Origin of the sequence: Aquimarina megaterium XH134, assembly GCF_000520975.1 — a bacterium.
Taxonomy (GTDB): domain Bacteria; phylum Bacteroidota; class Bacteroidia; order Flavobacteriales; family Flavobacteriaceae; genus Aquimarina; species Aquimarina megaterium.
Window position 1 is genome coordinate 241,995 of sequence record NZ_JACB01000006.1, and the last position, 18,139, is coordinate 260,133.

General features: G+C 33.5%; 15 protein-coding genes. 5 read left to right on the top strand and 10 right to left on the bottom strand.

What is annotated here, in order from left to right:
* Positions 1-78 precede the first annotated feature (78 nt).
* The 4 genes from Z053_RS0108010 to atpD all read right to left on the bottom strand — a co-directional run bounded on the left by Z053_RS0108010 (position 79) and on the right by atpD (position 3,837).
* A complete protein-coding gene (locus Z053_RS0108010; protein ID WP_025664515.1) occupies positions 79-942 on the bottom strand; it encodes an alpha/beta hydrolase in 864 nt (287 codons plus the stop codon).
* A gap of 126 nt (positions 943-1,068) precedes the next feature.
* Positions 1,069-1,887 (bottom strand): LytR/AlgR family response regulator transcription factor, encoded by an 819-nt coding sequence (locus Z053_RS0108015; protein ID WP_081748232.1) that lies wholly within the window; start codon positions 1,885-1,887, stop codon positions 1,069-1,071.
* A gap of 68 nt (positions 1,888-1,955) precedes the next feature.
* Positions 1,956-2,234, bottom strand: coding sequence for a F0F1 ATP synthase subunit epsilon (locus Z053_RS0108020; protein WP_025664517.1), 279 nt, complete (start codon positions 2,232-2,234; stop codon positions 1,956-1,958).
* Positions 2,235-2,328: 94 nt separating this feature from the next.
* On the bottom strand, positions 2,329-3,837 hold the full coding sequence (gene atpD, locus Z053_RS0108025) for a F0F1 ATP synthase subunit beta (protein WP_025664518.1): 1,509 nt from the start codon (positions 3,835-3,837) through the stop codon (positions 2,329-2,331).
* Positions 3,838-4,109: 272 nt separating this feature from the next.
* Here atpD and Z053_RS0108030 point away from each other — a divergent pair, with 272 nt between their 5' ends.
* The gene (locus Z053_RS0108030; RefSeq protein ID WP_025664519.1) at positions 4,110-5,384 is read left to right on the top strand and encodes a sterol desaturase family protein; all 1,275 of its coding nucleotides are present in this window, start codon (positions 4,110-4,112) and stop codon (positions 5,382-5,384) included.
* A 55-nt stretch (positions 5,385-5,439) separates the two neighbouring features.
* Here the strand turns inward: Z053_RS0108030 and Z053_RS0108035 are convergent, their stop codons facing one another.
* From Z053_RS0108035 to Z053_RS0108055, 5 genes are all read right to left on the bottom strand, one after another.
* Positions 5,440-6,924 (bottom strand): hypothetical protein, encoded by a 1,485-nt coding sequence (locus tag Z053_RS0108035; RefSeq protein WP_025664520.1) that lies wholly within the window; start codon positions 6,922-6,924, stop codon positions 5,440-5,442.
* Positions 6,925-6,956: 32 nt separating this feature from the next.
* Positions 6,957-9,719, bottom strand: coding sequence for a TonB-dependent receptor (locus tag Z053_RS0108040; RefSeq protein WP_025664521.1), 2,763 nt, complete (start codon positions 9,717-9,719; stop codon positions 6,957-6,959).
* Between the two features lie 227 nt (positions 9,720-9,946).
* A complete protein-coding gene (gene glmS / locus Z053_RS0108045; protein ID WP_025664522.1) occupies positions 9,947-11,794 on the bottom strand; it encodes a glutamine--fructose-6-phosphate transaminase (isomerizing) in 1,848 nt (615 codons plus the stop codon).
* A 22-nt stretch (positions 11,795-11,816) separates the two neighbouring features.
* The gene (locus tag Z053_RS0108050) at positions 11,817-13,460 is read right to left on the bottom strand and encodes a DUF4270 domain-containing protein (protein ID WP_025664523.1); all 1,644 of its coding nucleotides are present in this window, start codon (positions 13,458-13,460) and stop codon (positions 11,817-11,819) included.
* Positions 13,461-13,480: 20 nt separating this feature from the next.
* The gene (locus tag Z053_RS0108055) at positions 13,481-14,290 is read right to left on the bottom strand and encodes a glycogen/starch synthase (RefSeq protein ID WP_025664524.1); all 810 of its coding nucleotides are present in this window, start codon (positions 14,288-14,290) and stop codon (positions 13,481-13,483) included.
* A gap of 112 nt (positions 14,291-14,402) precedes the next feature.
* On the opposite strand from Z053_RS0108055, the gene panC reads away from it, so the two are divergent.
* From panC to Z053_RS0108075, 4 genes are read left to right on the top strand one after another with little or no spacing between them, the layout of a single operon-like run.
* Positions 14,403-15,251 (top strand): pantoate--beta-alanine ligase, encoded by an 849-nt coding sequence (panC, locus tag Z053_RS0108060; protein ID WP_025664525.1) that lies wholly within the window; start codon positions 14,403-14,405, stop codon positions 15,249-15,251.
* Positions 15,252-15,271: 20 nt separating this feature from the next.
* Positions 15,272-15,622, top strand: coding sequence for an aspartate 1-decarboxylase (gene panD, locus Z053_RS0108065; protein WP_024768330.1), 351 nt, complete (start codon positions 15,272-15,274; stop codon positions 15,620-15,622).
* Positions 15,623-15,625: 3 nt separating this feature from the next.
* The gene (locus Z053_RS0108070) at positions 15,626-16,591 is read left to right on the top strand and encodes a lysylphosphatidylglycerol synthase transmembrane domain-containing protein (RefSeq protein WP_025664526.1); all 966 of its coding nucleotides are present in this window, start codon (positions 15,626-15,628) and stop codon (positions 16,589-16,591) included.
* Between the two features lie 48 nt (positions 16,592-16,639).
* Positions 16,640-17,785, top strand: coding sequence for an alpha/beta hydrolase (locus Z053_RS0108075; RefSeq protein WP_025664527.1), 1,146 nt, complete (start codon positions 16,640-16,642; stop codon positions 17,783-17,785).
* 118 nt (positions 17,786-17,903) lie between these two features.
* Here Z053_RS0108075 and Z053_RS31050 read toward each other — a convergent pair whose 3' ends face one another.
* Positions 17,904-18,083: a hypothetical protein gene (locus Z053_RS31050; RefSeq protein WP_152538274.1), complete on the bottom strand. Its 180-nt coding sequence runs from the start codon at positions 18,081-18,083 to the stop codon at positions 17,904-17,906.
* Positions 18,084-18,139 lie beyond the last annotated feature (56 nt).

An 18,139-nucleotide genomic window follows, 5' to 3' on the forward strand; every position in this document is an offset into this window, starting at 1 on the left:
AAGTATAAAACCTTTTTACCAAAAAAGGCTGTTTAACATAATTTTATCTAAAAATCAATGATTTAGATTAACTATCACTCAATTATTAATCATTTCCAAAAATTTACCTATATATTCTTTTTCGTAATCAAATAGTGCTTTAATATGCTTGCCCTTTACTTTCCAAAATTCGGTATTATCTTTATTTGAAGATTCGTATAGTTTTTCACCCAATTTATATGGAACTTGTTTGTCATTATGACTGTGTATTACCAATACAGGTTTTTTGATTTTTTTGATTTCTTTTTCTGCAGGAAAATCATTATTCATTAACAAAGGTACAAGTGCTTTAAAGTTTTCCATATGTAATGCATTTGCATATACTTTTCCGATATCAGGAAAGGAACTAAACGTACCTTCTACAATAAGACCATCTATTTTCTCTTGTCTTTCTGCGGCATTCATGATTGCAAAAGCACCTCCTAATGATTGTCCCCAAATAATGATAGGAGTGTCTACAACATCTTCATGCTTTATTATTTCATCAAAAACATAAAGAGCATCTTTTTTTAGTTGTACAGAATTATCTGCTGTTCCTGTAGATTTACCAAAATTTCTTCGCTCAAAATTAAATACCTGAAACCCCTTATTTAATATTGATTTATAATATTTCTGAGATGACATTAAATGCATTCCTTTTCCCGAATAATGTATAATTGTTCCTATAGGAGGAATAGAGGAATCTGGCTTAAAAAGCACTGCATGAATCTTTACATTTTTATCTATCTCATAATAATATTCTTGATGAGCATACTCGGTTTGAAAACTATCATATGCAAGCCCATTAGTTTTATATATCATTGTATCAGTAAATCTCGAAAATCGAATCCACAAAACAGTTATAATGAGAATAGAAATAATGGTTACCGCCAACCATTTTATTGTTTTTACTATTTTTTTCATAAGTGTAATTTTTAATTAATGACACAAATGAAAAGAACTCGGTATTCTGAAAAAAAATAAAGTTATCGCTACTTACTTTTTGTGGTAAACAAATACATTTTGGGGTGAAATACTATTAACTCTTGGCTAATTAATAGTGTTTTTTACAGATGTAAAGTATGTTTTTGATACAGGAATATAGTCTTCAATATTTTTTAACTGAAGTTTTGCATTTTGAGCATTTCCTTTTAATAAAATAATAAAATCTGGATTAATTAAATATGACCTATGTGCTTTGATTAAGGATGAAAGCTGTTTTTCTATATTTGTTAAGGTATTTCTAAGCATTTTCTCTTTCAATAATTCTTCTTCTACATAATATATATACACATAATTATCTTCAGATCTAACATAGACGATAGATGTTTCTTCTACAGAAAACAACTCCTTTTTTAATGTACCTTTCAACTTAATTTTTGATTGTTCGACAGGAGGTTTTCTCTTTTCTGACATCACATTATTCATCGATTTGTAATAGCTTCTCAATAAAACCGTGACTACAAACATAATGACACCAAATCCGAGAAACACCATTTTAAACCAGTTTAAAAACAAAATTAAAGTAAGTCGTTCTGGTGTTTTATTGATAATCACTTCTGTGTAGAAAAAAGCAATTATAATGGCGATAATTATAAAAAATAAGCAAAAAATCAGTTCTTCTATCCATTTCCAGATTTTGAAACGTAAGTAATATCCATTAGAAAAAATTACAGCAATCAAATAGGTGAAAAATATAATAACTCCATATCCTGTAAAGTAGAGGGTTTTAAAAGGACTTGTAAAATTATTAGATCCTAATGGGTGTAGAAAAACAATAATAAACACTACTATTATGCCTAGAATGGCAGCAATCAAAAAGTGGTATCTAAACGATATTGAATATGGACATGATTTATTTAAAAGCATAAAAAATCCCTATTAAATTATTAATAGGGATTAAATATATAATAAAAAAACCTTAATTAAGTACTGTGCTAATCTGCAAGTACAATAACCTTATTATCTTTCATTTCGATAGTTCCCGAGGTAATAGAAAGTAGTGTTGCTCCATTTCCACCTTTGGTGAATTTATCAGCAACTTCTTCTTCTAGATTCATCTCACCATACACTTTTACATCTCCTTTTCCTAGTAAAGAAACAATAGGTGCGTGATTATCTAACATCTGAAACTCTCCATTTATTCCTGGCACCGCAACCGAAGTTACTTCACCGCTAAATAATATTGCTTCTGGAGTTACTATTTCTAAATACATATTTTTAAGTATTGAGTATTGAGCAATTAGTATTTAGACAATAATGAGAAAGAAATTAATCTCACTACTCAATTACTAACTCCTCACTACTGTTTTATGCCTCTGCTAACATTTTTTCACCAGCTTCTATAGCTTCTTCGATTGTTCCTTTAAGGTTAAATGCTGCTTCTGGCAGGTGATCTAATTCACCATCCATAATCATTGTAAATGCCTTAATGGTATCTTTAATATCTACTAAACATCCTGGTATACCAGTAAATTGTTCTGCTACATGGAATGGTTGAGATAAGAAACGTTGCACACGACGAGCACGTCCTACAGCTAATTTATCTTCTTCAGATAGTTCTTCCATACCAAGGATAGCAATAATATCCTGTAATTCTTTATAACGTTGTAACAACTCTTTTACTCGTTGTGCACAATTGTAATGCTCATCACCAAGAATGTCTGCAGTAAGGATTCTAGAAGTAGAATCTAATGGATCTACCGCTGGGTATATCCCTAGCTCAGCAATTTTACGTGATAATACTGTTGTTGCATCTAAGTGGGCAAATGTTGTTGCTGGTGCAGGATCGGTAAGGTCATCTGCAGGTACGTAAACTGCCTGTACAGATGTAATCGATCCTTTCTTTGTAGAGGTAATACGCTCTTGCATCACACCCATCTCTGTTGCTAATGTTGGTTGGTACCCTACCGCAGATGGCATACGTCCTAGAAGTGCTGATACCTCAGAACCTGCTTGTGTAAAACGGAAGATATTATCTACGAAGAAAAGTACATCTTTTCCTTGTCCATCTCCAGCTCCATCACGGAAATATTCTGCTATAGTAAGACCCGATAATGCTACACGTGCACGCGCCCCTGGAGGCTCATTCATTTGTCCGAACACGAAAGTAGCTTTAGATTCTTTCATTACTTCTTTATCTACTTTAGAAAGATCCCATCCTCCATTTTCCATAGAGTGCATAAAATCATCTCCGTATTTGATAATTCCAGATTCTAGCATTTCACGAAGAAGGTCATTACCTTCACGTGTTCTTTCTCCTACTCCTGCAAATACAGAAAGACCACCATGTCCTTTTGCAATATTATTAATCAACTCCTGGATAAGTACTGTTTTACCTACACCAGCACCACCAAATAATCCAATCTTACCTCCCTTTGCGTAAGGCTCAATAAGATCAATTACTTTAATCCCAGTAAATAAAACTTCTGTAGAAGTTGATAAATCTTCAAATTTAGGAGCTTGACGGTGAATTGGAAGTCCTTCTTTTCCTGCTTTAGGAAGATCACCAAGACCATCAATCGCATCTCCAATTACATTAAATAGACGTCCATATACATCACCACCTATTGGCATTTGGATAGGAGCTCCAGTTGCAACTACTTCAATTCCTCTGCTTAATCCATCACTGGAATCCATTGCAATAGTACGCACAGTATCTTCACCAATGTGAGACTGAACTTCTAACACTAGTTTACTACCGTCTGTTTTGTTAATTTCTAACGAATCATAAATCTTTGGTAATTCAGTACCAGCTGCGAATTCTACATCGATAACCGGACCTACAATTTGAGATACTTTACCTGTAACTTTAGACATTATATAACTATTTAATGTTTAGTATTTAACTATGTTAAAAAAATCAAGTACTCAACCATACTGAATACTAGCTTTTTTCAGGCTGCAAATATAGTCTTTTAAAATGAAAAAAATAACTCAATTTCTTTAGTTTTTTTTAAGTAGTACTTTACTTCTTTTTTCTACTCCCATAACATCTCTTTTTTTATGGTTATATGGCAGGTTTGAATTGTTTGAATGAATTAGTTTTTCGAAATAAATATTTATCCTTATTTTTAGATAAAACTCATTAAATGGAAACTTATGCAACAGCATTAAGCTATGCAATACCTGGCTTTATTGTACTTATACTTATCGAATATTTAATTAGTAGATGGAAAAAAATACCAGTTAATGAAGGTATGGATACAATTTCGAGTATTAGTTCTGGTATCACAAACACGCTCAAAAGCCTGATAGGCCTTACTGTTATTATTCTAAGCTACGAATGGATGGTTGAACATCTGGCTTTAATAGAAATTAAATCTACAATTTTGATATATATCTTAACCTTTATCGGGTTGGATTTTGTTGGCTATTGGTCTCACCGTTTTAATCATACTATTAATGTATTCTGGAACCGACATATTATACATCACAGTAGTGAAGAATTTAATTTAGCATGTGCTTTACGTCAAAATGTATCGGCAATAGTTGCTATTTATTTTTTTCTATATATCCCATTAGCATTAGTTGGAATCCCTGCGCATATAGTTGCATTTGTTGCTCCTATTCATTTCTTTGCTCAATTTTGGTATCATACCCGACTAATTAACAAAATGGGGTTTTTAGAGCATATTATTGTTACTCCTTCTCATCACAGGGTTCATCATGCTATTAACGATGAATATCTGGATAAAAACTATTCTGAAATATTCATTTTCTGGGATAAACTTTTTGGAACTTTTCAAGAAGAATTACCAGACAAACCACCGATTTATGGTGTGAAAAAGCCAGTAAATACCTGGAATCCTTTTTTTATCAATTTTATGCACATTTGGGGAATATTAAAAGATGCTTGGAGAACCCGAAATTGGCTTGATAAAATTAAGATATGGTTTATGCCAACAGGATGGCGACCAGAGGATGTAAAAGAAAAATATCCTATACAAATTATTACTAATCCTTATTCCCGACAAAAATATAAAACAGAAAGTTCATTGGTACTAAAATTGTGGTCATGGGTGCAGCTTGTAATTACAGTAGCACTTATGTATTACTTGTTGATTAGTGTTGGAGATCTGGAGTTTATCCAAATTGTAAACTACTCTATCTTTCTAGGGGTATCAATATTTGCTTATACATCTCTAATGGATCGACATATAATTTCTTTGTTTGCAGAATGTATTAAGCTTGCAATGGGATTGTATTTTATACTTTACTATGGTAGTTGGTTTGATATTGATATCATTTTTCAGGGAGCTACATTTGTAGTTTTAGGATATATACTTATATCTTTTTTACTTTCTATATATTTTCAATTAATAGAAAGAAATTATAATTCTCATTCTATTCGGCAAACAGCATAAAAAAAACCCACTTTAGAGTATCTATAGTGGGTCTTATTATTTTAGATTACACGTTCTATTTTAACAAAGCCGAATAAAAAGTTGGGTAATCTACTGCTTTTACCATTGGCAGATTAGAACCGTATGTAGCATTTATAGACTCTATTGCTTTATTTACTAAAAAAGCATAGCCTCTAGCTGTAGGGTGTACTCCATCTAAAGAAAAAGCACCACCAAAAACCAAATCATCCTGTAGTAAAAAATCATCAAACATAACTCCGTTTTCTGAAGCTTCTTTAAGAATTGTATTTGCATCTACAAATGCTAAACCAGCTTGCTGTATTGCTGTACTTATTATGGTATTAAACGTAGTAGTTGCTGCAGATATTTCCTGTTGTTCTGCAGGTATTAACACCCATTTATCTTCTAAAGGAACTGAAACTCCGTTTATTAATAATGGATTTCCTCCAACGGTAGTACCGATAAAAGAAGAACTTGGTAATATTAATAAATCCTCTGCGGTAGCATGCCTGTAATTTGGCAAACCAGACCCGGTTAGATTTGTCAGACTTTCATCTTCGATTACAACTGCATTTTGCCCTGCTGCAAATTCGATTGTTCTGGCTTTTCTTTCTGCCTCATCAATTCCTCCAAGGCCTTCTATTTGCAACAAACCTGCATTATAGGCTGCATATCCCTGATTAACAGCTCCTGCTGTTGCAGCATCTAGAGGAACGGGGTTATAAGGTACAGTTGTAAAATGCGGTATAGATGTTACATCAGGAATATTAAACGCTACTCCTTTTGCTTGACCAGAAGTTAACGTGGTAACTATCGCATTATAAGCCTGTGTAAATATAGTTTCATCTGTAATCGGATCTGTACCATCTCCTCCCGACAAAGCATATCCCAGGACATCGTTATTACCGATCCACAATGAGAAAAATGTTGGATTCTGAGCCATAGCATCTCCGAGTACAGATGCTGTAGGGCCAGAAGCAATTCTCACAAAATAAGGATTAGCCATACTTGGTAACCCTGCCACGTTACCATATCCTGCTGCTGGCAAATGAAAACTTTTAGCTCCAGGAATTCCCATATTATTAAAAGGTCCTGATATTATATTTGTTATTTCTGTGGTAGGTATTTCTGGAGTATCATCCCCCGGAGTGGTTCCTAATAATCGTGGTCCCGATTCATTAGGCGGATCAGGATTTGGATCGCTATAAAAATAAAACCTCGGGTTTAAAGTAGGGGTTCCTGCTACCAGGGCTCCTCCTATATTATCATTCATTAAAGGCTGTGTAAATTCTCCTCCTCCTGCCAGAGCAAATTGCTTTGCCAAAATATTAGGCATCGAATTTTCCTGTCCAGCAATAAACAAGGCTCCATCGGTAAATCCGGCAGCCAAAGAATTTCCTAAGGAAACATATTTTGAAAAATCTGCATTCCCAGAGGTAATTACCACTTCTCCTCCTGTAGTAGAGGCATCATCATCTGATTCGCAAGAAATACATCCAAAAATTAACAGGAGTATTAACCATTTATATTGAGTATTCATTTGTTCTTTTTTTATTGTTTTTTAATCGTTGCCTACAAATTGTTTATTGACAAGCCTATGTAATACTGGGATCCAATAAATCCAGTTCCAAATGCCGTAAAATATTCATCTCCTCCAATATTAGTCGCGCCAACTTTAAGAGTAGTTTTCAGTTTTGGAATTTTATAATTTATCTGAGCGTCGATTACCGAGAAAGATGGTACATTACCATCCCCAAATGAAGCTTCCCACAAGTAGTTATCAGTCCAACGGTAACTAGTGTTAAACCCAAAATTTTCAAACAAATTTGTATGTCCAAACGTAGCTTTTACTTTATGCTTTGGTGTATTAAAATTAGTTCTGAAATCAGGGTCTTTATCTTTATCAAAATCCTGTTCGGCGTAAGTATAGTTAACACCTAAATCAAAATTTCCCGGAATCCTAGTATTTACACCAATTGTAGCTCCAAAAGATTTTATGTCTACATCTGAGTTTGTATATGCTTGATACACTTTAAAATCATCATTCTGTAATGCAAGAAGTGATAATGTTCCGTCTCCTACCTGACCGTAATATGGCACTAACACATTTTCGGTTGATATAAAATCTGTATACTGGTTATAATACCCACTTAAATCAATAACAAATTTCTTTATTTTACCACGATACCCTATTTCGAAAGCAGTAATTTTTTCTGGCTCTACAAGGGTTGCACCAGAAGCTTCTGGTGCTCCATTTGTCACAGAACTTGCCGAAAACGAATTTTCATAAGCTGCTCTACCTGTTATTGTAACAGCATCAGACCCTACAATAGTTTCACCTGCTCCGCTTAAATCATCAAATGATCTTACATCCCTATCTAAATTATCTCTTGCTGATCCAACCAATATTGCGCGTCCTACATCTAGACCAATATATAAATCCTGTGTAGTTGGGTTTCTAAACCCTGTTTGTACAGAGGCACGGATATTATGATTTCGCTCATTACCCAAGGTATATCCTATTGATAATCTAGGTGATAAATTACCATCAAATAATTCAGATTTATCATACCGTATAGATCCTGTTACTTTTACTCTTTCATCTGCAAATTTTTTCTGAATTTGTGTATATGCTCCATATTCAGAATACCTAATTGGTCCATCAAAATCCGTAAAGATTGTACCTGAAGAATTCAATTTATATTCTCTAAATGATCCTCCCACCTGAATATCTGCAAAATCTCCTGTAATATGACTTAAGTTATAGTTAACATCTACGTGTCTTAACTGAGAAGCGTCTTGAAATTTTGATCCTGTTAATAGATTGGGATCACTGGTTACTGCTTTAAAGGCTTGTTCGAATTCTGGTGTTCCTGGTATAAAACGACCTGTATCGGCTGTTTGTCTCCCAATAAGATGCGCTTGCTCTGGCAATTGGCCCGCTAATGTTGCCTGTACAAAAGCTCCTGCATATTCTCCAAACCAAGTTTGATCATCTTTCCATTTTCTATTAATATTAATCCCGGTAAATCTTGTATCATAAGAATCTCCCGCACTTTCATCTGTTAAATATCCTCTAACAAAAAAATTATTGTTTTTAAATTCTAATTTATGTTGTTGCAAGAAAAAATTACGAATCGAATATCGATTTGCTCCTTGATAAATTGTAGTTCCTCTACCTACTTTTCCGTTATAAATAACTTCAAAATCATTAGCAAATGGCCTATAGTGTAATGCTGCATCAAATTTTATACTTTCTGCTTTATTAGCATTTAAATCTTGCTCATTATACCCTGTTCTACTAACACTTTCGTCTGGCAGCAAGTTTTCGGCTCCAGCTGGTAAAATCCCTCTATTTACAAGAGCTTCTCCTACACCTCTTATATTTGTACTCACCTCATCACCATACACATTAAGACCGTCATAATTAGGGTCTGATCTATCTGTAATTGGATTTAAAACATTAACGGTATTGGTTGCAAACCAATCTGTACCTCGCAGATACGAGAAATTAGCTTTTGCGGCGAATTTCTCTGAGAACTTATGCGCAAGCCTAATTCCATAATCATAAAACTCATTATCTCCTGCTGCTTCTTGTGAGGTAATTCCTCCTTTAAAATATGCACTAATCCCATGATGATCAAATGGGTTTTTACTTGTCATAAACAGAATTCCGTTAAAAGCATTTGCTCCATATAATGCAGAAGATGCTCCAGGCAATAGTTCTACACTATTGACATCTAATTCTGTCATCCCTAACAGGTTTCCTAATACAAAATTAAGAGCTGGTGCTGTGTTATCCATTCCATCTACCAATTGCACAAAACGCGTATTGGCAAAATCTGCAAAACCTCTAGTATTAATTGATTTAAATGTTAAACTGTTAGTATTGATATCTACTCCTTTAAGATTTTCTAATCCATCATAGAAATCTACTGAAGGTGTATTTTTAATTTCTTTAATTCCGAAACGTTCAACACTCACTGGGGATTCGAAGATACGCTCTGGTGTTCTGGAAGCCGAAATAATTACCTCATCAAGCTCTGTACCTTCTTTCAAGACAATAGTTAAATCTGTAGTTTGTGAAGATATATCTATTGATGAGGATTCAAACCCTACAGAACTGGCTATTATTGTAAAAGGGGGTGATTCCTGGACTGTTAAAGTAAAAATACCGTCAAAATCTGTTACTGTTCCCGAAGATGAGTTTTTTAATGTAATATTAGCTCCAGGAATAGGCTGGTTACCATCATCAACAACCTTTCCGCTAATTGTTGTTTGTGCAGTAGCAATAATGCATACCATCATCATTATTACTAATGTAATTTTTTTCATGCCCCTAAGTTTTAATAGTTATGACAACAATATACGTTTTTTTAACAATCCATCAATAAAATAGCCAAAATTTTGTGATTTCATTATTCAAAAAACCATTATACAACATTATCATCATTTAGTAGTTTTTATCTATTATTCTACCTCTAATAAAAGCTAAAAACCCTATCCGAAAATTTTCAGATAGGGTTTCCATATTTTAATTGATCTCTATTTAAGAGAACTCTTTATTCTACAGTTACAGACTTTGCAAGGTTTCTTGGTTGGTCTACATTTTTATCCAACATTACAGCAATATAATACGATAATAATTGCAGCGGTATCGTTGTAAGAAGAGGTGTTAAAAATTCTTCTGTTTCTGGTATTTCTATAACATGATCTGCCAGTTCTTTCACAGTAACATCTCCTTCTGTAACAATCCCGATAATCTTTCCTTTTCTGGATTTAATTTCCTGAATATTACTTACCACTTTATCATAGTGTCCTTTTTTGGTCGCTATTACAACAACTGGCATTTGTTCGTCAATTAATGCAATTGGTCCATGTTTCATTTCTGCCGCCGGATATCCTTCTGCATGTATATATGATATTTCCTTTAATTTTAATGCTCCTTCTAAAGCAACAGGAAAATTATAACCTCTACCTAAATACAGGAAATTTTTTGCGTCTTTATAGGTATCTGCAATAAACTTAATATGATCATTAGACTCTAAAGTCTTTTTAACTTTTTCTGGAATTCGCTCTAATTCCTGCAGGTAATAATGAAAATCACTATTAGAAATTGTTCCTTTTCTCTCTGCTAGTTTTAATGCTATTAAAGATAGTACTGTTATTTGAGTAGTAAATGCCTTTGTAGAAGCAACTCCTATTTCTGGTCCGGCGTGGGTATAAGCTCCTGCGTGAGTTTCTCTTGAGATTGAGGACCCTACCACATTACAGACTCCAAAAACAAAAGCTCCATTTTCTTTAGCAAGTTTAATTGCAGCCATTGTATCTGCTGTCTCACCACTTTGTGATATTGCGATTACAACATCATCTTGATGTATTACTGGGTTTCGATATCTAAACTCTGATGCATACTCTACCTCGACAGGTATACGAACCAATTCTTCAAAAATATATTCTGCTACTAAACCAGCATGCCATGAAGTACCACAAGCAATAACAATAATACGTTTTGCATTTAATAGTTTAGCAAGATTATCATCGATACCTGCCATTTTTATAATCCCTTCTGCAACTCGTATTCTACCTCTATAGGTATCGCTAATCGCATTAGGCTGCTCATAAATTTCTTTGAGCATAAAATGATCATATCCTCCTTTTTCTATCTGCTCCAGGTTAATTTGCAGTTCTTGCAAATATGGATCTACAAGTTTATCGTCTTTAATATTCCTTACCTTAACTCCCTTATTCCTTCTCACAACCGCCATTTCGCCATCTTCGAGGTAAATTGCATTATTTGTATATTCTATGAAAGGAGATGCATCAGAAGCAATAAAAAACTCATCCTCACCAACTCCAATAGCTAGCGGGCTACCCAATCTTGCGACAACAATTTCATCTGGTTTTTGCTTATCAAAAATAGCTATTGCATAAGCCCCTATGGTTTGATTTAAAGCAATTTGAACTGCTTTACCCAATTTTACATTTTCTTTAGTTTTTACATCTTCTATAAGATTTACCAACACTTCTGTATCGGTTTCCGAAGTAAATGTATACCCTCTATTAATCAACTCTTTACGAAGAGCATCATAATTTTCTATGATTCCGTTATGAATAATTACCAGATTACCCGAGTTAGAATAATGTGGATGCGAATTCACATCATTAGGAACCCCATGTGTGGCCCATCTTGTGTGTCCTATTCCTATATTCCCTTTTGTAGGAATTTCTTTTGATAATCGCTTTTCCAGATCTGCTACTTTTCCTTTGGTTTTAGACAATTTGATGTCTTTCCCATCGTAAAGAGCTATCCCTGCAGAGTCATAGCCTCTGTATTCTAATCTTTTTAAACCTTTTAAAACAATTGGATAGGCTTCTCTATGCCCTATGTACCCTACAATTCCGCACATAATTTAAGTTTTTAAAATATTGTTAGTTTTCCTTTGATGATGTATAAAAAATATCAAGTTTTAAACGTTTTGATTCGGGAACATTTACTCCATTTCCGTAGAGCACTGTCCCTTCATGGGAAACTATTGATGAGGAGGGAATTATCTCATTCTTAGTTGTGGGGGTATCACCTATTGCGTTTGTTATTATGTTTACGTTTTGAGACACTGACAACCCTAGTTTAGCATTTTCAATTTCACCTTTTAAAATGTTTAGGATATGCTGTGTCATTTTTATTCTATAAAATTCTCCGTTCTTATCAGAATCACGACTGATTCTTCCCAAATGGTTAATAACAGAAGTCAAGGGAGTATCTAAATTAACGCTCCCATCCAAAAAATAATCGAGAAGAACTGCTCCTGTCTCAATATTAAATATAAAAATTCTTTCGGGTTCTGTATCTCCTCCTGTTACTTTATCCTGATCGATATAGAATTTTAGACTTGCATCGTTAATTAACCAATCTTGTCTTTTTAAGAAACTAAGTTCATTTTCCTCTTCGCCATTTTCATTAGTAACGTTGCCTCCAAATAAATCGATTACCGCATATGAACCATCACCTCCTTTTAGATACAAATTATCTTCTCCGTTTACAGTATCCTGATTTTCCTCTTTTAGCTCTTCAGCGATAGTTGGATCTAAAGTAGTTTTTATAGAGTTTATAAAAGTATTAGAGAAATTTAAATCCAGTTTATCTTGTTTACGAGTAGTTGTACCATTTGAAGTCTCATCAAAACTATAATGAAGGGTTATCTGAGCATTTCTTGTGTTAAGGTATATTAGATTTCCGTTATCATTAACAGGTTCTGCCTTAATATAAATTCCTCTAAAATAATTTCTAAAATTATTTACATTGCTAAGCTCTGGGCTACCTACTTTATCCAGGAACAATGTTGAAAACAGAGTTTTTGCTTCATCCGGAAGCTCAACTCTTAATCTAGGAGTCAACCTCTCCCTTTTGGTCGTAGTCTCTCCATTGGTATTAGTTTCAGTTGTTGTAATAACTTCTTTAGCTGAAGGAACAAAATTATTATTAGTATACAGTAATGTTTGTTCTACTTCTGCCCCAAAGTTAGTTTCGACATCATCAGAATAATAGACTTGTCTTTCATTAGATTCTGGATCAAAATCTCTTAAAAAGTAATTGGATTTATACAACGACAGTTTAAAAGGTTGGTTTCCATAAATTGAATCTAATCTATAGGTAGTTGCTGTCTCGGTAACATTACCTATTTGAACCGATGCTGTGCTTGTCGCGGTACTAAAATATGGTAAACTAAAAACAACACTATCTAATACTGCATTAGTCCCGAAAGTTGGATTTAATTTTGAGGGTTGAATCTGAGATAAAATACTATATACTGATTGTCCATATATAGGATCATTATAGACTCCTAACAAATTAGAATGGGTAGTTCCTCGTTGATCAATCGGCAAACTATTTGTACGTACTCTTTCGAATTTTTTACTATATGTTATTGGCACTGCAGAGTACTGTTTGTCTTCAAAATTAACACCTCCAACAACCTCGCTACCAACAGAATCAAAATCATCGTTACAAGACAAAAAGGTAAAAACAACAGCTACTATAACCGTTATTCTAATTAAAATATTCTTCAATTTCATAAATAATTTCGTCGTTTTGCTTATACCAATACCTCTGTCTGATAGAAGGTTTCATAGGCATCAGCAAATTCATCTGGTTTTTTATATTCTAAAACTGGTTGGTCTATTGTTTTTAAATGTTCTACAAGCTCAGATGGAATTTCTTCGGACCCCACAATAATAGCATCAGAATTATCAACAGCCACCTTCATAAGGTTACTATATGTTGGTTGAGCTAAATCATTTATTTTTTCTTCATCTATTCCGTCAAACTTCACTTTTTCCATCATATTCTTATCCAATATCCCGTCATAACCATTATTATACACAGAAGTAACAATTTTACTTTGACCAAAAAGAGGCTCATTAGCATAATAATTCTTTAAGTATAATGGCAAAAGAGAAGCTAACCATCCATGTACATGAATCACATCTGGTGACCAGTTTAATTTCTTAACTGTTTCAATCACTCCTTTGGCAAAAAAGATTGCTCGCTCATCATTATCCGGAAATAATTTTCCTTCTTCATCAGTTAACGTTGCTTTTCTTTTAAAATAATCCTCATTATCGATAAAATAAACTTGCATTCGTTCTTTTGGAATCGAAGCAACTTTAATAATAAGGGGCATATCCAGATCATTAATTACTAAATTCATACCCGAAAGCCGAATTACTTCATGTAACTGATGCCTCCTCTCATTGATATTGCCATATCTAGGCATAAAAATTCTTATTTGACCCCCTTTATTATTTACCATTCTTGGTGCTTCAAAAGACATAGATGAGATTTCAGTCTCTGGCAGGTAAGGTATTACTTCTGATGATACATACAATATCCTCTTATCTTTCATATAATCGATACTTTTATCGTCCTCCTTTTGGAATTAATTTTGCAAAATTACGAAAATTTATGCAGTCTGCCAGTAATATCTTATTTTTGCACGCCTTTAAGTTATACACCAAATGCGGGTACACGGAAAAAGACGAGATATACTAGACGATGTTGCAGCTTTTAATAAGCAGAACAAAACCATTGGATTTGTTCCTACAATGGGAGCATTGCATAAGGGCCATCTTGCACTGATAGAAAGAGCTCTCAAAGAAAATCAAAAAGTTGTAGTTAGTATTTTTGTAAACCCTACACAGTTTAATACTACCGAAGATTTAGTTAATTATCCTCGAACCTTGGATTCTGATATTGAGCTTTTATCAGAATTATCTAAAGAAATAATTGTATTTGCTCCTACGCCAAAAGAGGTGTATGGAGATGAAATGTTATCCATTAATTATGATTTTAGGGGATTAGAAAATGAAATGGAAGGCAAATACAGACCTGGTCATTTTGATGGAGTCGGGACAGTCTTAAAACATTTCTTTACTATTGTTAATCCGGATAAAGCCTACTTTGGCGAAAAAGATTTTCAACAACTTCAAATTGTTAAAAAATTAGTTGAAATTGAAAAAATGTCAGTTCAAATTATTGGGTGCCCTATCTATAGAGAAGAAAGTGGGTTAGCTTTAAGCTCTCGAAATAAAAGGCTTAACCAGAAACAACTTAGCGAATCTCCTTTGATTTATTCGACTCTGAAACAGGTAAAAAAAGACTTTGGCACAAAAAGTGTTCATACCTTAAACAAATGGGTATCAGAACAATTCAAAAACAATGATGAGTTAAAATTAGAATACTTTGAAATTGCAAAGGTATCTGACTTAAAATCCATTAAGCGAAAACAAAAAGACACCAAATACAGAGCTTTTATAGCTGTATTTGCAGGAGAAATAAGACTCATTGATAACATTGCCCTAAATTAAAAAATAACTAACTTTGTAACATGTTTGTACACGTAGTAAAATCAAAAATTCATCGCGTTAAGGTGACTGGTGCCGATCTTAATTATATCGGTAGTATAACAATAGATCAAGATCTAATGGATGCTGCTAATATTGTTGAAGGAGAAAAGGTACAGATTGTAAATAATAATAATGGAGAGCGTTTAGAAACTTACGCTATCCCAGGACCTAGAAACAGTGGTGAAATTACATTAAATGGTGCTGCTGCTCGAAAAGTAGCAAAAGGAGATGTATTAATACTAATCACCTATGCCATGATGGATATTGAAGAAGCTAAAAACTTCAAACCAAGACTTCTTTTCCCAAACGAGGAAAATAATTTATTAAAATAGATAGTGAACCCTAAACTTATAAAGTTTCTTAAAACTATACTCCCTTTAGCATTGGGAGTTTTTTTAATTTGGTATTCTATCGCTTCAGCAACCCCAGAAGAAAGACAAAAAACGCTTCAGTATATTACACAAGCAGATCCTAAATGGATTATTCTTTCTATAATTTTGGGAATTATCTCACATCTCTCAAGAGCATATCGGTGGAAATTTTTATTAGAACCTTTGGGATATCCTATCAAACTATCAAATAGTTTTATGGCTGTTATGGTGGGATACCTTGCGAATCTGGGAATCCCAAGATCTGGAGAAATTCTACGTGGCGGTACGATATCAACGTATGAAGGTGTTCCTTTTAAAAAAGCTTTTGGAACCATTATCTCAGAACGAGTTATTGATTTGCTTATGCTTTTATTAGTGATAGGTATCACACTACTTTTTCAATCAGAACTTCTTTTATCATACTTAGAAGAAAAAATTGCAAGCCCTTTTATCACTCTTGCTATTTTACTTGGACTATTACTTGCCGGAATAATGTTCCTGAAAATTATAAAAACTTCTAACAATCCAATACTTATTAAATTGCGAAATTTTGGAAATGGTCTTCTAGAAGGAGTAAAAAGTATTTCTAAGGTAAAACAAAAAAGAGCTTTTGTGTTTCACACTTTTCTTATATGGATACTTTATGTAGTGATGTTTTATGTTATTAAATATACGGTTCCCGAAACTGCCTCTTTATCAATAGGTCCTATATTGGCCACCTTTGTAGCAGGAACATTTGCTATGTCTACTACCAATGGAGGTATTGGTGCATTTCCTATCGCCATTGCTGCAATCTTATTACTTTTTGATATCGAAAAACCAGCAGGAGAAGCTTTTGGTTGGATATTATGGACCTCACAGACCGCAATAAATATAATCATTGGGGCGTTATCCTTTTTGTTTCTCCCTATTTTAAACAGAGAACAATAACGAAATAATTTATATATTGTCCCTTGCTTAACCTTAATCCTAATACTTATGAAAAAAAGTGTGACTCTTATTATAGCTTGTATTTTTGTTGTTTCCAGCTATGGACAAACAATATATGAGTCTTTCAGATCTATCAAATTAGACCAAAGTAGAGAGTTAAAAATTCAACTTCCGCGTAATTATAAGAAAAATGAAGACAAAATATATCCCTTGATTATTGTTCTTGATGGGGATTACTTATTCGAACCCGTTGCCGGAAACGTGGATTATTTTTCCTATTGGGAAGATATGCCAGAATCAATTGTTGTTGGTGTTAATCAAAGAAAAACCAGAGAAGATGATTGCAGATATGATACTGCAGAATTTTTACCTACTCTAAAAGGAGCAGAATTCTATGAATTTATAGGACAAGAGCTAGTTCCTTACCTAAATGAAAATTATCGCACCGCTCAACTTAAGATTATTGTTGGACATGATTATACTGCTAATTTTATAAATTACTTTTTATTTAAAGACAATCCTATTTTTCAGGGATATATATGCATTAGCCCAGAATTAGGACCACCAATGGGAGATCGAATTTCGAGCAAATTAGAGACTTCTTCTGATATTTGGTATTATCTGGCTACTGCAACTAATGACGCCGATAATATCAAAAAGAGTCTCATTGCACTAGATGAGAAGCTATCTGTAATAGAAAATCCTGAAATGAGTTATTTCTTTGATAATTTTGAAGAATCTTCTCATTATACTTTGGTTGGAAAAGCTATTCCTAATGCTCTCGAAGGTATTTTTGAAATGTATCGCCCTATAAGCAAGAAAACATATAAAGAAGTTCTTCTTACACTAGAAACTTCGCCCTATGACTATCTTGTAGATATGTATAAAACTACAGAAAAACTGTATGGTATTAAACGTAAAATAAGAATTAACGATTTTATTGCAGTATCTACTGCTCTCGAAAAAAAGGAAAACTGGTCAGAATTAGAACCTTTAGGTAAGCTAGCTATAAAAGAGCATTCTGATTTAATGCTGGGACATTATTATTTAGGTATGTTCTATGAACAAACAGGAGAACCCAAAAAAGCTATGAGAGCTTATGAAAGTGGTTTTCAACTCTCTGAAGTCGCTTTCTTAACCAAAGATTATATGCTGGATAAAGTCAATAAAATTAAAGAAGATTTTGGCTGGTAAAAATAAATTAGTTTTTATAACACATAAAAAGGAAGCTTGTCACTATATAGCGACAAGCTTCATAAGATTTTAATCTAAAAAATTCCTCGAAACTCTGTCTCGAGGATTATTACATTTATTAGCAGCAGCTCAAGCATCGTAAGTAACACACCCCAGAACTGTTCCCGGCGTTTATACATTCTACCATGCACTTAGTCTTATCCAAACTACAACAAGCAGAATTGGGAGAGCCTCCATTAATTTCTTTTTGAGCAATTTTACTAATTAGTTTTACTCCGGTTAATTTTAGAATTTTCATAATGGTATATTTTATTGGTTAATAAAAAATATTCAGAGATAGACCTCTGTATACTA